Genomic DNA, 18,870 nt, shown 5'->3' on the forward strand with positions numbered 1-18,870 from the left:
GGGGCTGAAGCCCCTCCCACAAAAGCGCCCCTCCCGCAACATAAAGACTTCGGGTCTTACAGGCGGCGCCCTGGAACCGGCCCGCCCCCGCCGCGCTGTGACCCCAATCCGTTTCCGCGACATCCCCCGGTGCTTCGTCATCGATCCGAGATCGCACGCGCACCGATCATTCCGCTAGGATGCATCGAACGAGGCACGGAGCGGAGCATGTCGGGCATCACCATTGGCGTTGCGAGCGAAACCGCATCCGGCGAAAAGCGCGTAGCGCTGACGCCGGAGACCTGCAAGAAACTGGTCGCCCGCGGTGCGCGCGTGCGCATCGAGCGCGGCGCCGGCCGCGCGGCGAGTTTCACCGACGACGCCTACGTCCAGGCCGGCGCCGAACTCGCCAACGACGCCGCTGCCGCCACCGGCGAGGCCGATGTGGTGCTGTGCGTGCAAGCGCCGGACCCGGCGCGGCTGGCGCAACTGCGCGAAGGCGCGGCGCTGGTCGGGCTGCTGCAGCCGCAGGCCGACGCCGCGCGCGGCGAGGCCATCGTCGCGCGCAAGCTCAACGCCTTCCCGCTCGAACGCCTGCCGCGCACCACCCGCGCGCAGGCGATGGACGTGCTCAGCTCGCAGGCCGGCATGGCCGGCTACAAGGCGGTGCTGATCGCCGCGCAACTGGCGCCGCGCTTCTTCCCGATGCTGACCACCGCGGCCGGCACTATTCGTCCGTCCAAGGTGCTGATCGTCGGCGCCGGCGTAGCCGGATTGCAGGCCATCGCCACCGCCAAGCGTCTGGGCGCGGCGGTGGAAGGCTTCGACGTGCGCCCGGAAACGCGCGAGCAGATCGAATCGCTGGGCGGCAAGTTCCTCGACCTGGGCGTCAGCGCCGCGGGCGAGGGCGGCTACGCGCGCCAGCTCACCGATGAGGAACGCGCCGAACAACAGCGCCGCCTCGGCGAGCATCTGAAGAACATCGACGTGATCGTGTGCACCGCCGCGGTGCCGGGACGTCCGGCGCCGAAGATCGTCAGCGCGGCGATGATCGCCGGGATGAAGCCGGGCAGCGTGCTGGTCGATCTGGCCGCCGAGACCGGCGGCAATTGCGAACTCACCCAACCCGGCCAGACCATCGACGTGAACGGCGTGACCGTCGCCGGCCCGTTGAATCTGGCCAGCAGCGGCGCGGTCCACGCCAGCGAGATGTATGCGCGCAACGTGCTCAACTTCGTCAGTCTGTTCGTCAACGACGGCGCGGTGAACTTCGACTGGGGCGACGAACTGCTGGCCAAGACGATCTGGCCGGAGCGCGCCGCGACGGCCTGAGCGCGCATGACCTGGTTCGCCGACGAAATCCTGCTGCCGGCCACCGCGCAAGCGCTCGCGCGGGTGTCCGGCGATCCGCTGCTGGCGCCGTATGCGTACTGGGTGCGCGATCTGGACGGGCACGCCTGGTTCGCCGACGAGCATCGCCATGAGCTGCCCGAGGGCGGCCTGATCGCGATCCGTCCGGTGCGCGACACGCGCAGCGACGATGAAGACGATTCCTGGTACGGCGTGCCGTCGCTGGACTGGTCGCGCCTGCAGCCGCGCGAGAATCAAGGCCCGGAGCCGGACCGGATCGGCCGGCGCCTGGCGGCTTACCTGCTCGAATGCACCACCGGCGAGCCGCCGTCGGCCGATAACGTGGCCGACGACGTCGATTCGCTGCCGCCGCCGTCGCTGCGCCGTTATCTGGGCGAATTGTCGGCGCAGCTGTCGCTGCCGGTGCTGTACCACTCGGCGTTCTTCTGGGGCGGCGCGGTCGAGTACGAATACAGTCTGTGCTATCGCCCGCATGAGGCGCTGTTCCTGACCAAGCCGCCCGAGCCCGGCGACGAAGCCATCCGCCACGCTTTGCACGATGGTCTGGCCGGGGTCGGGGTGAATCTGCCGAGCCCGTATTTCGCCCTGCATGCGCGCGAATTTCCCTGGGCCCGGCATCGCCTCGACGGCAAGGGCTGAAGCGCCGCCGCATCGGTGCGGCTTACGCGGCGCTCATGCGCGGCACGCATGGAATTAACGCAACAGGCCGCAGGCTCGCGTCCAGGTCAGCGACGGCGAGGCGGCGATGGACGAAGACCTGCAATCGATGAGCGCGGAAGAGTTGCGCGAGCAAGTGCGGCGCCTGCGCGCCGGCATTCGCGCGCATCGCGACAGCAGCGGGCACGAGTTGTGCTGGCATCACCCGCAGCTTTGGAATCTGTTGCCCGAGCGCATTGAGCCGCAGATCGCGGTGCCGCAATGGCCGGCGTTTCTGCGCGGCTGCGTGCGCTATCGCGAGTCGCTGGACCGGCAATGGCCGGATGCGCCGCGGGTCGAGGATGAGTTGAAGTAGGGCGGAGTCGTGCGCTGAAGTAGCGCGGGTCGGTGCGCTGTGTCGTGCGATGAGTCCGCGCGTGCTTGAAGTCCCGGCGAAAGCGGAGATCCGCAGGCTTCATGGTCCTGCCCCGATGAAGCCCTGGATCCCCGCCTTCGCGGGGATGACGGTGGAACTTGGAGCGGCTTGGCGCTGCGGTTGGCGACGGCGCTGGCTTTGTTCTGCGTTCTGCGCTCTGCGTTCTTCGTTATGCGCTCTGCGTTCCGTGTTCCGGTGTTCTGCTGCGTTGGGCGTAGGTTTCCCGCATTCGCCTTTGCTCGTCATTCCCGCGAACGCGGGAATCCAGGGCTCTTCGTGCGAGAACGCTTGAAGTCACTGGATGTTCGGCTACGCCGAAGTGAAGCGGAGCCCGCGTTCGCGGGAATGACGGTCTGGGAGGATGACGCTGAAGTCTCTGGATTCCCGCGTTCGCGGGAATGACGTCCTGGAGGGATGACGCTGAAGTCTTTGGATGTTCGGCTCCGCCGAAGTAAAGCGGAGCCCGCGTCCGTGCAAATGACGACCTGGAACGATAACGCTGAAGTCCATCAATCCCGAGGCGGCATCGGCCCGCGATCCGGCCGGTCCGGCCGATCCGATCGATCCGGCTTCGGCGGCGGCGGATTGGCCTGCACCCAGGCGCGGCGTTGTTCCGGCGTCATCGTGCGCCACTTCTCCATCAGCGCGCGGCGGGCGTTGTCGTCCAGGCCGCGCATGTGGCCGAACAGCGCGCGCATCTGGCCGCGCTCTTCCGGATTCAGATGCTCCCAGCGCTTCATCCCGCGGCGCGCGTCCTGGCGTTCTTCCGGCGTCATCTGCTGCCAGCGGCGTGCGTGTTCGAGCATGCGCGGACGTTCTTCGGGCGAGCTGTTCCAGCGGTCGCGCATCGGTGCGATCAGTTGCTCGCGCTGGGCCTGGCTGAGCTGGTCCCAGGACGGCAGATTGACCGCGGTCTTGGCGGCCGGGCCCGGCGGCGGCGGCGCCGCCCAGGCCGGGGCGAGAACGGCGGGCAGCGCGAACGCGCCCAGGGCGAGTGCCAATCCGGCGCGGCGTAGCGTGGCGAAGCGGCGCATGGCGGTTTACTCCGTGTGAGTCCGGGGCAGGGCGTCGGTGTTGGACGCCAGCCACAGGTAAAGATCGGGATTTTCGTCGAGCGCGGCGACCGCGGTGTCCGGGTCGTAGCCGGTGTCGGCCGGAGCGGCGGCGCTGGACGCGACGACGACGGCCGGGCCGGTCGCCGCCGGCGCGCTGCCGGGCGGCGGGCCGCTGCCGGCGAACTGCAGGCCCAGTGCGAGCGCGACCGCGGCCACGCCGGAGCTGGCCAGGGTCCAGCCGAGGAGGCCGCCGCGCCGATGCGGCTGGGCGGCGGCCTCGCTGCGGATCGTGCGCAGGCGGGCGCGGATCTGCGGGCTGACGCGTTCGACGGCGTGCGCGTGCAACTCGCGCATGGCGGCGTCGAAGCGCGCGTCCGCATCCGCAGGCGGGCTTGCGCGGTGCTGAGAGTGTTGGTGGGTGTTCATCGCCATTCCTCCAATTGCCGCTGCAGGGCTTCGCGCGCGCGCGACAGATGGGTTTTCACCGCGCCTTCGCTGCAACCCATCGCCCGCGCAGTCGTGGCGACGTCGAGTTCTTCCAAAATCCGCAAGGAAAACGCCTCGCGTTGCCGGCGCGGCAGTTTGCCCAGCGCGTCGGCGAGTTTGCCGTAGGCCTCGCGGCCGTCGTGGGTGCGCTGCGGGTCGGGGCCGTCGTCGGCCCAGTCCATCGGCGCATCGTCGTCGTCGCGCGGGGCCGGCATCAGCCAACGCAGACGAAAAGTGCGGCGGCGCTGGATATCGACGATCCGGCTGCGCAGGATGCTCCAGAACAGCGGCGTCCACTCCGAGGCGGGGCGCTCGCGGTAGCCGAGCATCTTCATCATCGCGTCCTGCACCGCGTCCAGCGCGTCTTCGCGATGGCGTAGGCCCAGTTCGGCGAAGCGGAACGCGCGCGTGCCCAGGCCGGCGAGGAATTCCTCGATCGTCGCCGGCAGGCGCGCAGTCGGCGCGGCCGCTTCGGGCTCGAATCCGCTGGAGGCTTCCAGCGCCGCAGCGTCGTCGTTCCAGGCCGAGTCCGGGGCCGATCCGTCCGGCGGCGCGCGATCGCGCGGCCTGCTCTGGGATGGGGCGCCCTGCGACGGCGGCCCGGCGGTGCCCGGTTCGGCCGGCCCGCCTTCGCGCACGCGCCCGTTCCGCCGCTGGTCGTAGCGGTGATCGAGCGGGTCGCTCGGCGGCAGCGGGTCGTTTTCGACGCTCACGGCCTCCAGCATACGGGCGCCTGGCGGTAGCAGCACCTGGGGCCCCTCAACGGCGGCCGGCCGGGCGGGCGGGGCGCTTATGACGGTTCGTCGCGTTCGGCATCGGCATTTACCTGCACCGGAATGTGCGGCGCTTACACAAACCGGAAACGTCCCCGCCCCGGATCGGTTGACAGCGGTGGCGCCGTATTCACGGACGGTTATGATGCGGATGACACCGCATGGGGAAAGATCGGATGAGCGACGGGTTCGTGGCGCTGTACATCTTCATGCTGGCGGGTATCGCCGGCCATGTGATCATCTCGCGGGTGCCGGTAATCCTGCACACACCGCTGATGTCGGGTTCCAACTTCATCCACGGGATCGTGCTGATCGGCGCGATCATGGTGCTCGGCCACGCCGACACCACCTTGGAGAAAGCCATCGGCTTCATCGCCGTGCTGCTCGGCGCGGGCAACGCCGCCGGCGGCTACGTGGTGACCGAACGCATGCTGGAGATGTTCAAGTCCAGCAAGAAGCCGGCCGGCAAGGCAGGCGGTTGAATGGTCGCCTCATTCGATACGCCGCGGCCGCCGCGGCCGTTCTCGCCGGTCTGGGGCTGCTCGCCGCTCCTGCTTTCTTCGGTTATCTGCTGCCGCTCGGGCAGCTGTCGTTCTATGGAGCGCGCGCGCTGATGGATGTCTTATCGATTCTGGTCAAGTGCAGCTATCTGGTCGCGGCGACTTTGTTTCTGCTGGGTCTGCAACGCATGGCCTCGCCGGTCACCGCGCGCAGCGGCATCCGCTGGGCCGGCGCGGGCATGGTCATCGCCACGGTGGCGACCTTCTTCCTGCCGGGCCTGCACAATCTGGCGCTGATCGTGCTCGCCGTCGGCATCGGCACGATCCTGGCGTGGGTCTCGGGCAAGAAAGTCGCCATCACCGACATGCCGCAGATGGTCGCGCTGTACAACGGCATGGGCGGCGGCTCGGCGGCGGCGATCGGCGCGGTCGAACTGCTGCGCCTGTCCGGGCAGATGCCGGCCGATCCGCTGCAGGCGCAGATCGAACGCGGCGTGATCGCGATGCAGACCCCGACCGTGGGCCTGGTGCTGGCGGTGATCGGCGCGGCGATCGGCGCGATTTCGCTGTCGGGTTCGGTGATCGCCTGGGCCAAGCTCGACGGCCGCCTGGACCGGCGCGTGGTGTTCCCGGGCCAGCAGATCTTCAACGCGATCGTGGCGCTGGCGGTGCTGGTGCTCGGCATCGCGGCGTTCATGACCCTCAACGTGCCGGTGATCATCGCCTTCTTCGTCGCCGCGCTCGCGCTGGGCGTGTTGATGACCCTGCCGATCGGCGGCGCCGACATGCCGGTGGTGATCTCGCTGTACAACGCCTTCACCGGTCTGGCGGTGGCGTTCGAAGGCTATGTGCTCGGCAACGAAGCCTTGATCATCGCCGGCACCATGGTCGGCGCGGCCGGCATGCTGCTCACGCGCTTGATGGCCAAGGCGATGAACCGGCCGATCAGCGGCGTGCTGTTCTCCAACTTCGGCGGCGGCGGGCAGGCGCAGGAAATCAGCGGCACGCAAAAGCCCATCGAAGCCGGCGACGTGGCGGCGATGATGGCCTTCGCCGAACGCGTGGTGATCGTGCCCGGCTACGGCCTGGCGGTGGCGCAGGCGCAGCACAAGATCTGGGAGCTGGCGCAGAAGCTGATGGATCGCGGGGTCAAGGTGAAGTTCGCGATCCATCCGGTCGCCGGCCGCATGCCCGGGCACATGAACGTGCTGCTGGCCGAGGCCGGCGTGCCTTACGACCTGATCGCCGACATGGACGACATCAATCCCGAATTCGCCAACACCGACGTGTCGCTGGTGATCGGCGCCAACGACGTGGTCAACCCGGTGGCCAAGACCGATCCGTCCTCGCCGATCTACGGCATGCCGATCCTGGACGTGGTCAATTCGAAGAACACCATCGTGATCAAGCGCGGCAAGGGCACCGGTTTCGCCGGCATCGAGAACGCGCTGTTCTACGCCGACAACACCCGCATGCTCTACGGCGACGGCGCCGAGATGGCCAGCGCGCTGGTGTCGGAATTGAAGGGGCTCGACGGCGGGCATTGAGCCGCCGTCGCGGTCCGGCGGGCGCGGAGTTCGCGCCCGCGGCGGCCGTCAGTTGCCGCCGCGAATGCGCAGCGTCAGACCCTTGAGGAAATTGCGCAGCATCTGATCGCCGCACAGGCGGAAATTCTTGTGGTCGGGCTGGCGGAACAGCGCGCTCAACTCCGGCTTGGACACCGGGAAACCGGCGTCGGCGAAGGCCTGATGCATGTCCACGTCCTTCAGCTCGAAGGCCACGCGCAGTTTCTTCAGCACCAGGTTGTTGCTGACGCGCTTTTCCAGCGGGCGCGGCGGCAGGCTTTCGTCGCGGCCGCGGTAGTGGAACACCAGTCCGTCGAGAAAACGCGCCAGCACCGCGTCGTCGCAGGGCGCGTAGCCTTCGTCTTCGTCTTTCTTGAGGAAGGCCTGCACGCCGGCTTTTTCGAGCGGGAAGCCGGCATCGGCCAGATGGACGATCTCCACGACTTTGTTGTCGCTCAGATCGAGCATGTAGCGGATGCTGCGCAATACATCGTTGTTGATCATGGTCTGTCCTGCCGAGCCGGGCCCGTGGCGCCGGTGATGCCTGCGGGCCCCGTGCGCGATGCGCGGGGCCGATTCGTTCTGCGGTGCCGTCGTCGATGCGGCGCCCGGCGGAGGCGTCGGGCGTGAGTCGGGGCGGTCGGTGAACGCGGATTCTCGCATTTCAGGCGAGGTCCGGGCGGGTCGGCCTCGACGGGCCGGGTCGGGCAGGCGCTCGGGCCGCGGCCCGAACGGGCGCCCGGACTGCGCGCAGTCCGGGCGAAACGCGGGAATCTCAGGAGCCGGTCGCGGCCGTTTCGTCCTGATTGGCCCATTCGCTGAAGACATCGCCATGCTGGCGGCGGCTCGCATGGCAGGCGGCGCAACCGTCGCGTTCGGCGGTTTTCAGCCGGTCGCTGCGCTGGCCGGCGGCGAATTCGGCGTAGCCCCAGCCGGCGGTGGCGGCGAAACGGCGGCTGTCCTTGACCATCACGTCGATATGCCGGCGCGGGCCCTGGTCGATGATGCCGTCGCCGTGGTCGCGGGTTTCGAACAGGTCGTAGACCAGCACCGCGCCGTCGGGGTAGTCGCCGCTGCGGAATCCCTGCAGCGCGGCGGCGTTGCCGTAGACGTGATGCAGGCCGCCGAAGCGCGGGAAGGCGGCGTGGGCGGAGGTGATCAGGCCGCTCTTGATGTGGGTCCACATCGCGTAGCCGGTGGGGTAGGCGATAGCGGGCGCGTCCCTGCCGGCGTCGGCGCTGTGCGCCGCCGGCGGCGCGGCGGCGGCCTGGGCAATGCAGCCGACCGCGACGGCCAGGGCGACCGCGGCGACCAGCACCGCGTCGCCGAGATCGAAGCCGTAGCCGCGCGAGGCTTGCCCGTTCGAGGCGCGATGGCGTCGGTCAGCGCGCATTCGAAGCCCCCTTCATCGCGCGATTGACCGCCCAGGCGATCGGCCAGGCGACGAAGGCCACGTGCACGGCGATGCTCAGCACGATCCACACCACATCGTCCGGCAAGCCCTTGCCGCCGGCGCGCGAGAGCGGCACGACGATGAAGTTCATCGCCACGAACAGCCACAGCCCGTACAAGGTCGAGGCCAGCCACGGGTGCTGGCGCATCCACTTCAGCCGGGTCGCGGCGAAGGCGTACACCGCCGCCATCACCAGGGCGATGAAGTAGTGCAGGAACAAGCCCAGCGCCGCGGTCGAGGCGCCGCCGGCCAGCGCCGCTTCGCGGCCGACCAGGCCGGAGGCGACGCTGTGCAGGATGCGTTGCGCCGGCACGTGCACGGTCACGCCCCAGTAGGTGATCGCGTAACAGATGTCGAGCGTGCCGGCGATCAGACCGCCGATCGCGGTCCACAACGGCAACGAGCGGGTGGAGCGTGCGGCGTAGTTCATGACGGGTCTCGTGAATGAGAGAAGGGACGGATGCGTCGGTGCTGCGGGAGCGGTGCGAAGACGGAACGGCGCGGGACGCTGCGACTGCGATGAAGCCTTGCTGCCGCAGGCCGGGAGCGGGCGGTATCGGTGCGGAAGGCGAATGCCCGCGATTTCGCCGCATCGCGGCGGCGCGGGCCTCTCCCATTGGTCACCCCGACCAATGCCGCACGGATGTAACGGCTATCCGGCGGGGCGACCGGGAACGCGCGACTCAGGCCGCGCGCACCTCCGGCCGTTCCATCCGCCGCGCCTGGGTCGCGGTCAGTCCGAACGAGTTCTTGAACGCGCGGCAGAACGCGCTCTGGCTCTCGAATCCCAGCGCTTCGGTGATCTCGCACACCGGCATGCGGGTCTCGCGGACCATGCGCCAGGCGCGGTCCGAGCGCAGGCGCGCGGCGAATTCGGTCGGGGTTTCGTCGAACACTTCGCGATAGATGCGGATCAGATGGCAGGGCGAGTAGTTGGCGCTGCGCGCCAGGCGGTTGAGGTCGAGGCGGATTTCCGGGTGACGGCGGATCAGGTGTTGCACCCGCAGCAGCCGCAGCAAGGTCTGCTGGCGCCGGCGCTGGGTGCGGCCGCTGCAGCGCGGCAGCCGCGCCTGCAGTTCGCGTTGCTGTTCCAGCAGCAGCGAACACAGCGTGCGCACCAGCGCGGCGCCGTTGGCGGCCAGCTCGGCCGGCTGCGAGACCAGCCGCGCCAGGCGCACCATCAGCCGCTGCACGTCGCGCGGCGCCGCGCCTTCCCACGGGAACAGGTCGTTGTTCTGTTCGTCCGGGCCGTTGAGCACATGCGGGCGCCAGGCCTGCTCCGGGCCGCTCAGGCACAGCCACCAGCACGGCAGGCGCGCGCTGGTGCGCAGGCGGCCGTCGCGCCAGATCTGCAGGTGGCCGGGCGCCAGCTCCCAGGTGCTGTCGCTCGATTCCAGCCGCAGCGGTCCGCGCAGCGGCAGCCACAGCGACATCCAGCCGGCCGGCAGGTCCAACTGGACCGCGCGGCCGGAGGCGCGGATCAGGTGCAGGCCCGGGCGGGCGGCGGAAAGATCCAGGTGTTCGGCGAAATGAATCCGGTGGTGATGCAGGCTCATGCGGCCCTCGTCGGGGGGTAGCGGCTGGGGGGGAACCACATCGGTTGGCCCCTAAGCTAGCCATCCGGAGCTGTCATCAGGAGGGCCAATTACCCTGGCCTCGAAGGAGCCAATCGGATTCGGCGTGGATCGGCGTCTCAATCCGGCATTGCGCCGGTCCCGCGCCGTCGATGTGCCGGGAACGACCGACTCGCAGGCGCCGTCTCGCAACTCGGCGATTGGCTTGGCACACTCGGCGCGACACCGGGCCCGAGGGGGCCAATCCGGAGCCACGCCATGTATCTGCCGTTGGACGGCCGGGGGCCCTTGCACGGCCAATTGGTCCGCTCGCTCAAAGACGCCGTGCTGGGGGGCCGCTTGCCGGCCGGAGTGCGGTTTCCGCCGACCCGGCTGCTGGCGCAGCAACTGGGCCTGTCGCGCAATACCGTGCTGGCGGCCTACGAGCAGTTGCGCGCGGAAGGCTTCATGCAGGCGCGGGTGGGCTCGGGCAGTTTCGTCGCCCTGCCGGGCTCGCCGGTGCAGATGCGCACCGAGCCGCCGCAGCGGATCGCCGCGCAAAGCGCCTACTCGCGGCGGCTGCGGCGCTATCACGACCACGCCAACATCCCCGGGCGGCGCGCGCCGGGCACCTTGCACAGCTTCCAGTACGGCGTGCCCTTCACCAATCCGCTGCTGACCTCGGCCTGGGCGCGCGCGCTGTCGCACGCGGCCGCCTACACGCCGCCCAACTACCCGACCGCGCAGGGCCTGCCGGTGCTGCGCGCGGCGGTGTGCGAGTACCTGTCGCTGCGCCGCGGCGTGCAGGCCGCGCCGGAGGACGTGATCATCGTCGCCGGCACCCAGCAGGCGATCAGCCTGACCGCGCGGGTGGTGCTCGACGAAGGCGACGAGGTGGTGATCGAAGAGCCGCAGTACTTCGCCGTGCGCGAAGCGCTGCAGATCCACGGCGCCAAGCTGGTGCCGGTGGCGGTGGACGGCGACGGCCTGCGCACCGATCTGCTGCCCGAGCGGCCGCCGCGGCTGATCTGCGTGACGCCCTCGCACCAGTTCCCGACCGGCGCGCTGATGTCGCTGCCGCGCCGGCGCGCGCTGCTGGACTACGCCAACCGCCACGATTGCTGGATCTTCGAAGACGACTACGACGGCGAATTCCGCTACGACGCGCAGCCGCACGCGGCGCTGTGCGGGCTCGACGACAGCCGCAGGGTGATCTACACCGGCACTTTCTCGAAAGTGCTGTTTCCGTCGCTGCGGCTGGGTTACATCGTGGCGCCGCCGGGATTGCGCGACGATTTCGTCAGCGCCAAGTGGGTGGACGATTTCGGCTCGCCCGGCATCGAGCAGGCCGCGCTGGCGCATTTCCTCGCCGACGGCGGCTTCGAACGCCATCTGCGCCGCACCGCCAAGACCTTGAAGCAGCGCCGCGACGCGCTGCTGGGCGCGCTACGGCGCCTGGCCGGCGACGGCGTGCAGATCGACGACTCGCATGCCGGTATGCACCTGGTGGTGTGGCTGTGCGGACGCAGCGCGGCCGAGGGCGAGGCCTTCATCGCCTATGCGCAAGGCCGCGGCCTGGGGCTGTATTCGATCGCGCCGTACTACGTCCACCCGCTGGAGCGGGCCGGGCTGCTGTTCGGCTACGGCGCCTTGTCGGTGGCCGAGATCGAGGAGGCGGCGAAGTTGTTCGCCAGCTGCCTGCAGGAGATGGCGTTCGAGGACGCGGCGGTCTGAGGCCAGCCGCGGCTTCAGCGCGAAGCCAGCGCCGCCACCACCAGCGCGATCGCCAGCCACACCAGTTCCAGGCCGCTGTTGGCCAGCTGGAACAGGTTCCAGAAGAAATTCGGCCCCAGCTTGGCCGCCGAGGCCACCGGGTCCAGCCCCATCAGCACGCCGATCTGGCCCGCGGCGATGCCCCAGTTGGCGGTCACGATGATCAGTGCGGTCGCGACCAAGGCCGCCAGCGCCCGCCTGGGGCCCGGGCGCCAGCCGGCCAGGCGCAGCATCCAGGCGATGTCGAGGGCGCCGATGACCGCCATCCAGTGGTACTGGCGGTCGAAGGCCAGCGACAGCAGCACCCAGAACGCGGCGAAGCCGAACGTGCCCAGCGCCAGCATCAGCCAAGAAAACAGGCTCAAACGGCCGCGGGCGGGCGTGGCGGCGGAGCGTTCGGGCGGGGCGACGGTCATGGGCGGAACACTGTGGACGGGGCAAGCCCTACAGCATAGCCGGCCGCGACCGGTAGAATGTCGCGACTTGTGCTGCGGCACGGCATCCCCATCTTTCCGCCATGTATTCCCGCAGCAGCGAACCCGTCCGTTTCGAGCGCGATTGCGCCGCCGTCCTCGTGCCGCAAGGCGAGCAGGTCAACCTGCCCGCGGGCAGCGTGGGCTATATCACCCAGGCGCTGGGCGGCAGCTACACCGTGTTCGTCGAAGGCAATCTGTTCCGCATCTCCGGCCTGGACGCCGACGCGATCGGCAAAGAACCGCCCGAGCCGCTGGAACTGCCCGCCGGCGCCGACGACGAGGCGGTCGAGCAACTGGTGTGGAAGCAACTGCGCACCTGCTTCGATCCGGAAATCCCGATCAACGTGGTCGAGCTGGGCCTGGTCTACGAGGCCGTGGTCAAGCATCGCGACGACGGCCAGCGCCTGGTCGAGGTGCGCATGACCCTGACCGCGCCGGCCTGCGGCATGGGCGACATCCTGGTCGATGACGTGCGCAGCAAGCTCGAGATGATTCCGACCGTGGCCGAAGCCGACGTCGAGCTGGTGTTCGATCCGCCGTGGAACCGCAACATGATGTCCGAGGCGGCGCGGCTCGAAACCGGGATGCTCTGAGGGGCTGTTCGAGGTCTCTGGGCTCGTTATTCCTGCGAATGTGGGCTGCTCTTCACTTCGGTGGAGCCGGGCGTCCAGAACTTCAGCGTCGTCCCCCAGAACGTCATTCCCGCGAACGCGAGCTCCGCTTTACTTCGGCGGAGCCGAACATCCCGAGAATTCAGCGCAATCTTCCCAATCCGTCATTCCCGCGAAGGCGGGAATCCAGGGACTTCAGCGCCATCTTTCCAGTCCGTCATTCCCGCGAAGGCGGGAATCCAGGGACTTCAGCGTCACCTTCCCACTCCGTCATTCCCGCGAACGCGGGAATCCAGAGACTTCAGCGCCATCCTTCCAGTCCGTCATTCCCGCGAAGGCGGGAATTCAGAGACTTCAGCGCCATCTTTCCAGTCCGTATCTTTCCAGTCCGTCATTCCCGCGAAGGCCGGAATCCAGAGACTTCAGCGTCATCCCTCCAGTCCGTCATTCCCGCGAACGCGGGAATCCAGTGCCTTTCGTGCGAGAACGTTTGAAGTCACTGGATTCCCGCTTTCGCGGGAATGACGAGCAAAAAACATCCGAAACACGGCATGGGACAGAACAGGCCCTGACTCGAAAGCCGGCCATGAGCATGCCGTCCGGCACCGTGTTGTTGCTTTGCAACTTCGCCAGAAAAGCCAATTTCCTACTAAAAACGTAGGAAAACAAAACCGCATCCACCCACACACTCAGTCATCCGATGCGACGCACTTTTAGTGCGCCGCAACAAACAGCGCATGCCCGATGCCGGCCCGGACCGCATCGTCCAAAGAAATCTAAATATGCGACACCTCTCACATATAACCCCCTGTATGAACAGCGTTGAGTGCTTGTTGGCACTGCAACTGGGGCCGTAGCGTGTTAACGCGGGCCGGGACAGCATCGAGTCCGTACACAAACAGCGTGGACGCTGTGGTGTGCAGACAGGGACGTGGCCACCCAGACCACCACGCGTAAACGCCGTAACGCGGCACTTTAGTTTTTGGGGGTTTCATCCATGTCCGACCGCTCCATGCGCGCACTGCGCAAGCATGCGCTTGCCGCTGCCACCGTGACCGCCCTGTCCTGCGTAGCCGTATCGGCCTACGCAGCGGATCGCATCAACCTCGCCGCGCTGGCCAACGCCGGCCAGCAGGATGAATTCATCGTCAAGTACCGCGACGGCAGCGCCGCTCGCAGCAACGAAGCCACCCTGCAAAGCTCGCTCAGCGCCGCCTCCACCGGGTTCTCCGGCAACGGCCGCGCGCTGGGTCTCAAGCACGTGCGCCGCACCTCGATCGGCGCCGACGTCGTGCGCGCCGCGCGCAAGCTCGATCGCGCCGAAGCCGAATCGCTGATGCGCCAGATCGCCGCCGACCCGAACGTCGAGTTCGTCGAGCCCAACGCGCGCATGACCGCGTTCTTCACCCCGGACGACACCCGCTTCGGCGAGCAATGGGGCTACACCACCGCCTCGGGCATCAACGCCACCCAGGCCTGGGACGTCAGCACCGGCACCGGCGTGGTCGTGGCGGTGATCGACACCGGCATCACCTCGCACAGCGATCTCAACGCCAACATCATCGGCGGCTACGACTTCATCAGCGACTCCACCGCCGCGCGCGACAGCAACGGCCGCGATTCCAACCCCGCCGACCAGGGCGACTGGTTCGTCGGCTCCGATTGCGGCGTGAGCTACGACAGCAACTCCAGCTGGCACGGCACTCACGTCGCCGGCACCATCGCCGCGGTGACCAACAACGCCAAGGGCGTGTCGGGCGTGGCCTACAACGCCAAGGTGCTTCCGGTGCGCGTGCTCGGCCGTTGCGGCGGCACCCTGGCCGACATCGCCGACGCCATCACCTGGGCTTCGGGCGGCACCGTGTCGGGCATCCCGGCCAATCCGAATCCGGCCGAAGTCATCAACATGAGCCTGGGCGGCAGCGGCGCCTGCGGTTCGACCTACCAGACCGCGATCGACGGCGCGGTGTCGCGCGGCGTGACCGTGGTCGTCGCCGCCGGCAACGGCAACATCAACGCCTCCGGCGCGCGTCCGGCCAACTGCACCGGCGTGATCACCGTCGGCGCGGTCGACAGCACCGGTGCGCGTTCGGTGTGGAGCAGCTCGCAGAAGTCGAACTACGGCGCCGTGGTCGATGTGGCCGCCCCGGGTTCGAACATCCTGTCCACGCTCAACGCCGGCACCACCACGCCGGGCGCGGAGAGCTACGCCTCCTACGGCGGCACCTCGATGGCGACGCCGCACGTGGCCGGCGTGGTCGCGCTGCTCCAGGCCAAGGCGACGACGCCGAAGACCCCGGCCGAGATCGAGACCATCCTGAAGAACACCGCGCGCGCGTTCCCGGCCACGCCCGACCAGCCGATCGGCGTGGGCATCGTCAACGCCAAGGCGGCGCTGGATTCGCTCAGCGGCACGCCGAACCCGGGCACGCAGACCTACACCAACGGTACCGACTACAACATCCCGGACAACAACACCACGGGCGTGTCGAGCACCATCACCGTGTCGGGCCGCACCGGCAATGCGCCTAGCAACGCTTCGGTTTCGGTCAACATCATCCATCCGTACAAGGGCGACCTGAAGGTTGATCTGATCGCGCCGGACGGCTCGGTCTACAACATCCACAACCGCACCGGCAGCAGCGGCGACAACGTCACCGGCACCTTCACCGTCAATCTGTCGAGCGAAGCGCTCAACGGCGCGTGGAAGCTGCGCGCGGTCGATGCCGCGGCGCAGGACGTGGGCCGTATCGACACCTGGAGCATCACGTTCTGAATCCGGCCGGCGGCCGTTCGCGGCCGCTTTGGATTCCACAAGACCCCGGCTTCGGCCGGGGTTTTGTTTTTTTGGCGGTGCGATGTGGCGATGCGTGGATGTGGCGAAGGCGAGGCTGCCAAATCGTTATGCGATGTCGAGAACGGACACTCGCGTTTATGGCGTATTGAGTGTGCTTTCAGACACGTCTGATGGTGTGGCGGCGAGGTGTTGGGTAACTTTGTTCGCAAGGACGGCGGCTTACGGCATGTTCAAAGCCTGAGAAAAACTCTGATTCGTCATTCCCGCGAACGCGGGAATCCAGTGACTTCAAACGTTCTCGCGCGAAAGGCCCTGGATTCCCGCGTTCGCGGGAATGACGAGCAAAAAAGCAGAGGCGGAGCAACCGGAGCAACCGGAGCAGTGGCGCAGGCTCTTAGCTCTTCGTCCCGATACAACTCATGGTGGGGAGGCGCACCCGGGCTTCCGGCGGGGGTCGGAAGTCCGGGACTGCGTTGACCTCGACTTACTGCAGCGCGTCGATCCGCGTAGCGCTACGGAAACGACAGACCGAACAGACTCCTGCGTGGTGTTGGAGGGCGGACCCGGGCTTCGGTTACAGCCGAAGTTCGGGTATCCGTTTTCGCTGCAACGATTCACCGCACACGACTGCCGATGCGCACGACATGTGCCATCGATAGCATTAGCCACCACTCGATCGGTGGAAGTCACCACCAACATCCACCATCAGCTACTCACGACCGCGATCATCCAACGAATAATTCGCACAAGGGGTAGGGTGATTTCGCGTTTTTTCGTTGCCACCTCCCGCACAAAATCAGTGTGTAGATGTGTGACGGCAAGCGGCTTGCAAGCGCATTAATTTCCCCCAGACGCCTTGCCGCGGATTTTTCCGAACCGTTAGCTTGGAACCCGGCTTCGCGGCGTCGTCCGCGTCCATCGCAGCGTTCTCCGGGCTGCAGGCAATACCGGGATTCGCCGGAAGAACGTTCCACTTCGCCGCATGCCGGCGCTTACTTGGGGTTTCCACCACATGACTTCCCGCTCGAACCGCAATCATCGCTTGCACCTGCTCACCGCGGCCACGGCGCTTGCGCTGGGTTCCGTCGTCGCCGCGCCGGCCATCGCCGGCCAGGCGCATCTGGCCGGTCTGAAGGCCGATGGCACCTACAGCCGCTTCATCGTCAAGTACAAGAACGGCAGCGCGCCGGCCAGCAGCGATGTGCAAGTGTCGTCGTCGCTGAGCAGCGTCGCTTCGCGCACCGCGCTGCCTGCCGCGTCCAAGGGCAAGAAGCTGGGCCTGCGCTCGGTGCGCCGGATGATGCTGCCGGGCGCGCAGGTCGTGGCCAGCGACGTCGCCCTCAACCGCGACGAAGCCGAAGCGGTGATGCGCCAGATCGCCTCCGATTCCAACGTCGAGTTCGTCCAGGTCGATGGCATCCGCCATGCCCTGTCGGTGCCCAACGACACCCGCTTCGGCGACCAGTGGCATTACGCCGACAGCGCCGTGGGCATCCGCGCGCCGACCGCGTGGAACACCAGCACCGGCACCGGTGTGGTGGTTGCGGTGATCGACAGCGGCATCCTGTCGCACACCGATCTCAACGCCAACATCCTGCCCGGTTACGACATGGTCAGCTCGACCACCGGCTTCAGCAACGCCGAATGCCAGCAGGCCGGCGCCAGCCCGGGCTGCGGCAAGTCCGACGACGGCGACGGCCGCGATTCGAACCCGAACGATGCCTCCAACGTCGTCCACGGCACCCACGTCGCCGGCACCATCGCGGCGGTGACCAACAACGGCAGCGGCGTGGCCGGCGTTGCGTACAACGCCAAGGTCGTGCCGGTGCGCGTGCTCGGCAACCAGGGCTTCGGCAGCGACTCCGACATCGCCGACGCCATCGTCTGGGCGTCCGGCGGTACCGTCGCCGGCGTGCCGGCCAACGCCAATCCGGCCGAGGTCATCAACATGTCGCTGGGCGGCGACGCGCCGTGCAGCGACACGCCGGCCTACCAGGCCGCGATCGACACCGCGATCGCCAACGGCTCGGTCGTGGTCGCGGCCGCCGGCAACAGCAACATCGACGTCGCCGGCGCGACGCCGGCCAGCTGTAACGGCGTGATCTCGGTCGCCGCCAGCAACAAGAGCGGCGCGCGTTCGTACTACTCCAGCTGGGGCGCGAGCATCGACATCACCGCGCCGGGCGGCGCGCAGTCGTTCGAGGGCGATCCCAACGGCATCCTGTCCACCGTCGCCAACAACGGCTACGGCTACATGCAGGGCACCTCGATGGCCTCGCCGCACGTGGCCGGCGTGGTCGCGCTGATGCAGGCCGCCGCGCCGACGCCGAAGACCTCCGCGCAGATCCAGGCGCTGCTGGCCAGCACCGCGCGTCCGATCCCGGCGAGCAAATGCAGCGGCGGTTGCGGCCCGGGCCTGATCGACGCCGCCGCCGCGGTCGCCGCGGCCGCCGGCACCACGCCGCCGACCGGCACGCAGACCTACACCAACGGCACCGACGTCAACATTCCGGACAATAACGCCACCGGCGTGTCGAGCAGCATCACCGTGTCGGGCCGCACCGGCAACGCGCCGAGCAACGCCTCGGTTTCGGTCAACATCGTGCATCCGTACAAGGGCGACCTGATCGTCGATCTGATCGCGCCGGACGGTTCGGTCTACAACATCCACAATCGCACCGGCAGCAGCGCCGACAACGTCAGCGGCACCTTCCAGATCAATCTGTCGAGCGAAGCGCTCAACGGCACCTGGAAGCTGCGCGCCGCCGATCGCGCCGCGCAGGACATCGGCAAGATCGATACCTGGAGCATCACGTTCTGATGATCGGACACGCGCGGCCGGAGCGATCCGGCCGCGCGCACGCCGCCAGTGCGGCGGCAAGGGAATGCAGAGAAACCCCGGCTTCGGTCGGGGTTTCTTTTTTGTGTCGTAGTGGATGAGTAAAAGCACATCCAGCTACGGGCTGACGCGGAGCCTGATCAGGGATATCGGCATCGTCATTGTGTTGCGCGCGCACAAGTTCGCCGCGCTAGACAAGGCGTGTACAAACAGGAGTCCAAACGTTGAGTTGCGGCTTGGCTGTCGGTGGGTACTATGCAAGTCATGGCTTGTCACCCACTCATGTTTTCGGCATTGGCGCTGGCGGCATTGTCCGCATGTGCGCATTCGACTACTCCACCCGTCTCGATGCCGGGCAAGGAAATTGCTGCCATGAAAGCGAACAGCCCCGATACGGCGGGTAGTCCACGTCCTCACACGTTGGAAGAATTCCCGGAATTGACGCCGGAGGAAGTGGGGCGGCGGTTCTTGAAGTTGATCGACGGTCTGAAGTCGTTTGATGAACTGTCAGTCGAGCGCTTGCAAGAGGTGATGCGATTGCGCCTGACCCCATCGCCAGAGACTCAT

At 67.8% G+C, this 18,870-nt stretch carries 17 protein-coding genes and 1 pseudogene; 10 read left to right on the forward strand and 8 right to left on the reverse strand.

Going from position 1 to position 18,870, the window contains the following annotated elements; genetic code table 11:
* The first annotated feature begins 207 nt into the window (after positions 1–207).
* The 3 genes from AB4Y92_RS19265 (at position 208) to AB4Y92_RS19275 (ending at position 2,362) form a co-directional block, all read left to right on the forward strand.
* Positions 208–1,311 carry an NAD(P) transhydrogenase subunit alpha gene (locus AB4Y92_RS19265; protein ID WP_441821120.1) on the forward strand — a complete coding sequence of 368 codons (1,104 nt, stop codon included), beginning with the start codon at positions 208–210 and terminating at the stop codon, positions 1,309–1,311.
* 6 nt (positions 1,312–1,317) lie between these two features.
* Positions 1,318–1,989 (forward strand): hypothetical protein, encoded by a 672-nt coding sequence (locus tag AB4Y92_RS19270; RefSeq protein ID WP_441821121.1) that lies wholly within the window; start codon positions 1,318–1,320, stop codon positions 1,987–1,989.
* A gap of 106 nt (positions 1,990–2,095) precedes the next feature.
* The gene (locus AB4Y92_RS19275; RefSeq protein WP_441821122.1) at positions 2,096–2,362 is read left to right on the forward strand and encodes a hypothetical protein; all 267 of its coding nucleotides are present in this window, start codon (positions 2,096–2,098) and stop codon (positions 2,360–2,362) included.
* Positions 2,363–2,931: 569 nt separating this feature from the next.
* On the opposite strand, the gene AB4Y92_RS19280 is transcribed toward AB4Y92_RS19275, so the two are convergent.
* Genes AB4Y92_RS19280 through AB4Y92_RS19290 form a run of 3 tightly spaced genes read right to left on the reverse strand, consistent with a single transcriptional unit; the run spans position 2,932 to position 4,463 of the window.
* Positions 2,932–3,456 carry a DUF3106 domain-containing protein gene (locus tag AB4Y92_RS19280; protein ID WP_441821123.1) on the reverse strand — a complete coding sequence of 175 codons (525 nt, stop codon included), beginning with the start codon at positions 3,454–3,456 and terminating at the stop codon, positions 2,932–2,934.
* A gap of 6 nt (positions 3,457–3,462) precedes the next feature.
* Complete coding sequence (locus tag AB4Y92_RS19285) at positions 3,463–3,903, reverse strand: hypothetical protein (protein WP_441821124.1); 441 nt, start codon at positions 3,901–3,903, stop codon at positions 3,463–3,465.
* Positions 3,900–4,463 (reverse strand): RNA polymerase sigma factor, encoded by a 564-nt coding sequence (locus tag AB4Y92_RS19290; protein WP_441821141.1) that lies wholly within the window; start codon positions 4,461–4,463, stop codon positions 3,900–3,902. The genes AB4Y92_RS19285 and AB4Y92_RS19290 overlap by 4 nt, the downstream gene beginning before the upstream one ends.
* 449 nt (positions 4,464–4,912) lie before the next feature.
* On the opposite strand from AB4Y92_RS19290, the gene AB4Y92_RS19295 reads away from it, so the two are divergent.
* Positions 4,913–5,218, forward strand: coding sequence for an NAD(P) transhydrogenase subunit alpha (locus AB4Y92_RS19295; protein ID WP_441821125.1), 306 nt, complete (start codon positions 4,913–4,915; stop codon positions 5,216–5,218).
* Positions 5,219–5,349: 131 nt separating this feature from the next.
* Positions 5,350–6,783, forward strand: a complete 1,434-nt coding sequence (locus tag AB4Y92_RS19300) for an NAD(P)(+) transhydrogenase (Re/Si-specific) subunit beta (RefSeq protein ID WP_441821142.1) — start codon at positions 5,350–5,352, stop codon at positions 6,781–6,783.
* Positions 6,784–6,831: 48 nt separating this feature from the next.
* Here AB4Y92_RS19300 and AB4Y92_RS19305 read toward each other — a convergent pair whose 3' ends face one another.
* The 4 genes from AB4Y92_RS19305 to AB4Y92_RS19320 all read right to left on the reverse strand — a co-directional run bounded on the left by AB4Y92_RS19305 (position 6,832) and on the right by AB4Y92_RS19320 (position 9,810).
* Positions 6,832–7,305: a DUF1456 family protein gene (locus AB4Y92_RS19305; RefSeq protein WP_441821126.1), complete on the reverse strand. Its 474-nt coding sequence runs from the start codon at positions 7,303–7,305 to the stop codon at positions 6,832–6,834.
* Positions 7,306–7,576: 271 nt separating this feature from the next.
* The gene (locus tag AB4Y92_RS19310; RefSeq protein ID WP_441821127.1) at positions 7,577–8,194 is read right to left on the reverse strand and encodes a cytochrome P460 family protein; all 618 of its coding nucleotides are present in this window, start codon (positions 8,192–8,194) and stop codon (positions 7,577–7,579) included.
* Positions 8,184–8,684 (reverse strand): hypothetical protein, encoded by a 501-nt coding sequence (locus AB4Y92_RS19315; RefSeq protein WP_441821128.1) that lies wholly within the window; start codon positions 8,682–8,684, stop codon positions 8,184–8,186. Before AB4Y92_RS19315 ends, AB4Y92_RS19310 begins: the two co-directional genes overlap by 11 nt.
* A 253-nt stretch (positions 8,685–8,937) precedes the next feature.
* Positions 8,938–9,810: a helix-turn-helix domain-containing protein gene (locus tag AB4Y92_RS19320; protein WP_441821129.1), complete on the reverse strand. Its 873-nt coding sequence runs from the start codon at positions 9,808–9,810 to the stop codon at positions 8,938–8,940.
* A 276-nt stretch (positions 9,811–10,086) separates the two neighbouring features.
* Here AB4Y92_RS19320 and pdxR point away from each other — a divergent pair, with 276 nt between their 5' ends.
* The gene (gene pdxR / locus AB4Y92_RS19325; protein ID WP_441821130.1) at positions 10,087–11,541 is read left to right on the forward strand and encodes a MocR-like pyridoxine biosynthesis transcription factor PdxR; all 1,455 of its coding nucleotides are present in this window, start codon (positions 10,087–10,089) and stop codon (positions 11,539–11,541) included.
* Positions 11,542–11,555: 14 nt separating this feature from the next.
* Here pdxR and AB4Y92_RS19330 read toward each other — a convergent pair whose 3' ends face one another.
* A complete protein-coding gene (locus AB4Y92_RS19330) occupies positions 11,556–11,996 on the reverse strand; it encodes a hypothetical protein (protein ID WP_441821131.1) in 441 nt (146 codons plus the stop codon).
* Positions 11,997–12,097: 101 nt separating this feature from the next.
* Here AB4Y92_RS19330 and sufT point away from each other — a divergent pair, with 101 nt between their 5' ends.
* From sufT to AB4Y92_RS19350, 4 genes and pseudogenes are all read left to right on the forward strand, one after another.
* A complete protein-coding gene (gene sufT / locus AB4Y92_RS19335) occupies positions 12,098–12,649 on the forward strand; it encodes a putative Fe-S cluster assembly protein SufT (protein ID WP_441821132.1) in 552 nt (183 codons plus the stop codon).
* 1,015 nt (positions 12,650–13,664) lie between these two features.
* The gene (locus tag AB4Y92_RS19340) at positions 13,665–15,443 is read left to right on the forward strand and encodes a S8 family serine peptidase (protein ID WP_441821133.1); all 1,779 of its coding nucleotides are present in this window, start codon (positions 13,665–13,667) and stop codon (positions 15,441–15,443) included.
* A 1,033-nt stretch (positions 15,444–16,476) separates the two neighbouring features.
* A complete protein-coding gene (locus AB4Y92_RS19345) occupies positions 16,477–18,285 on the forward strand; it encodes a S8 family serine peptidase (RefSeq protein WP_441821134.1) in 1,809 nt (602 codons plus the stop codon).
* Positions 18,286–18,675: 390 nt separating this feature from the next.
* A pseudogene (locus AB4Y92_RS19350) lies at positions 18,676–18,870 on the forward strand (hypothetical protein); the annotation flags it as partial.

Origin of the sequence: Lysobacter sp. TAB13, assembly GCF_052113885.1 — a bacterium.
GTDB lineage: Bacteria > Pseudomonadota > Gammaproteobacteria > Xanthomonadales > Xanthomonadaceae > Lysobacter > Lysobacter gummosus.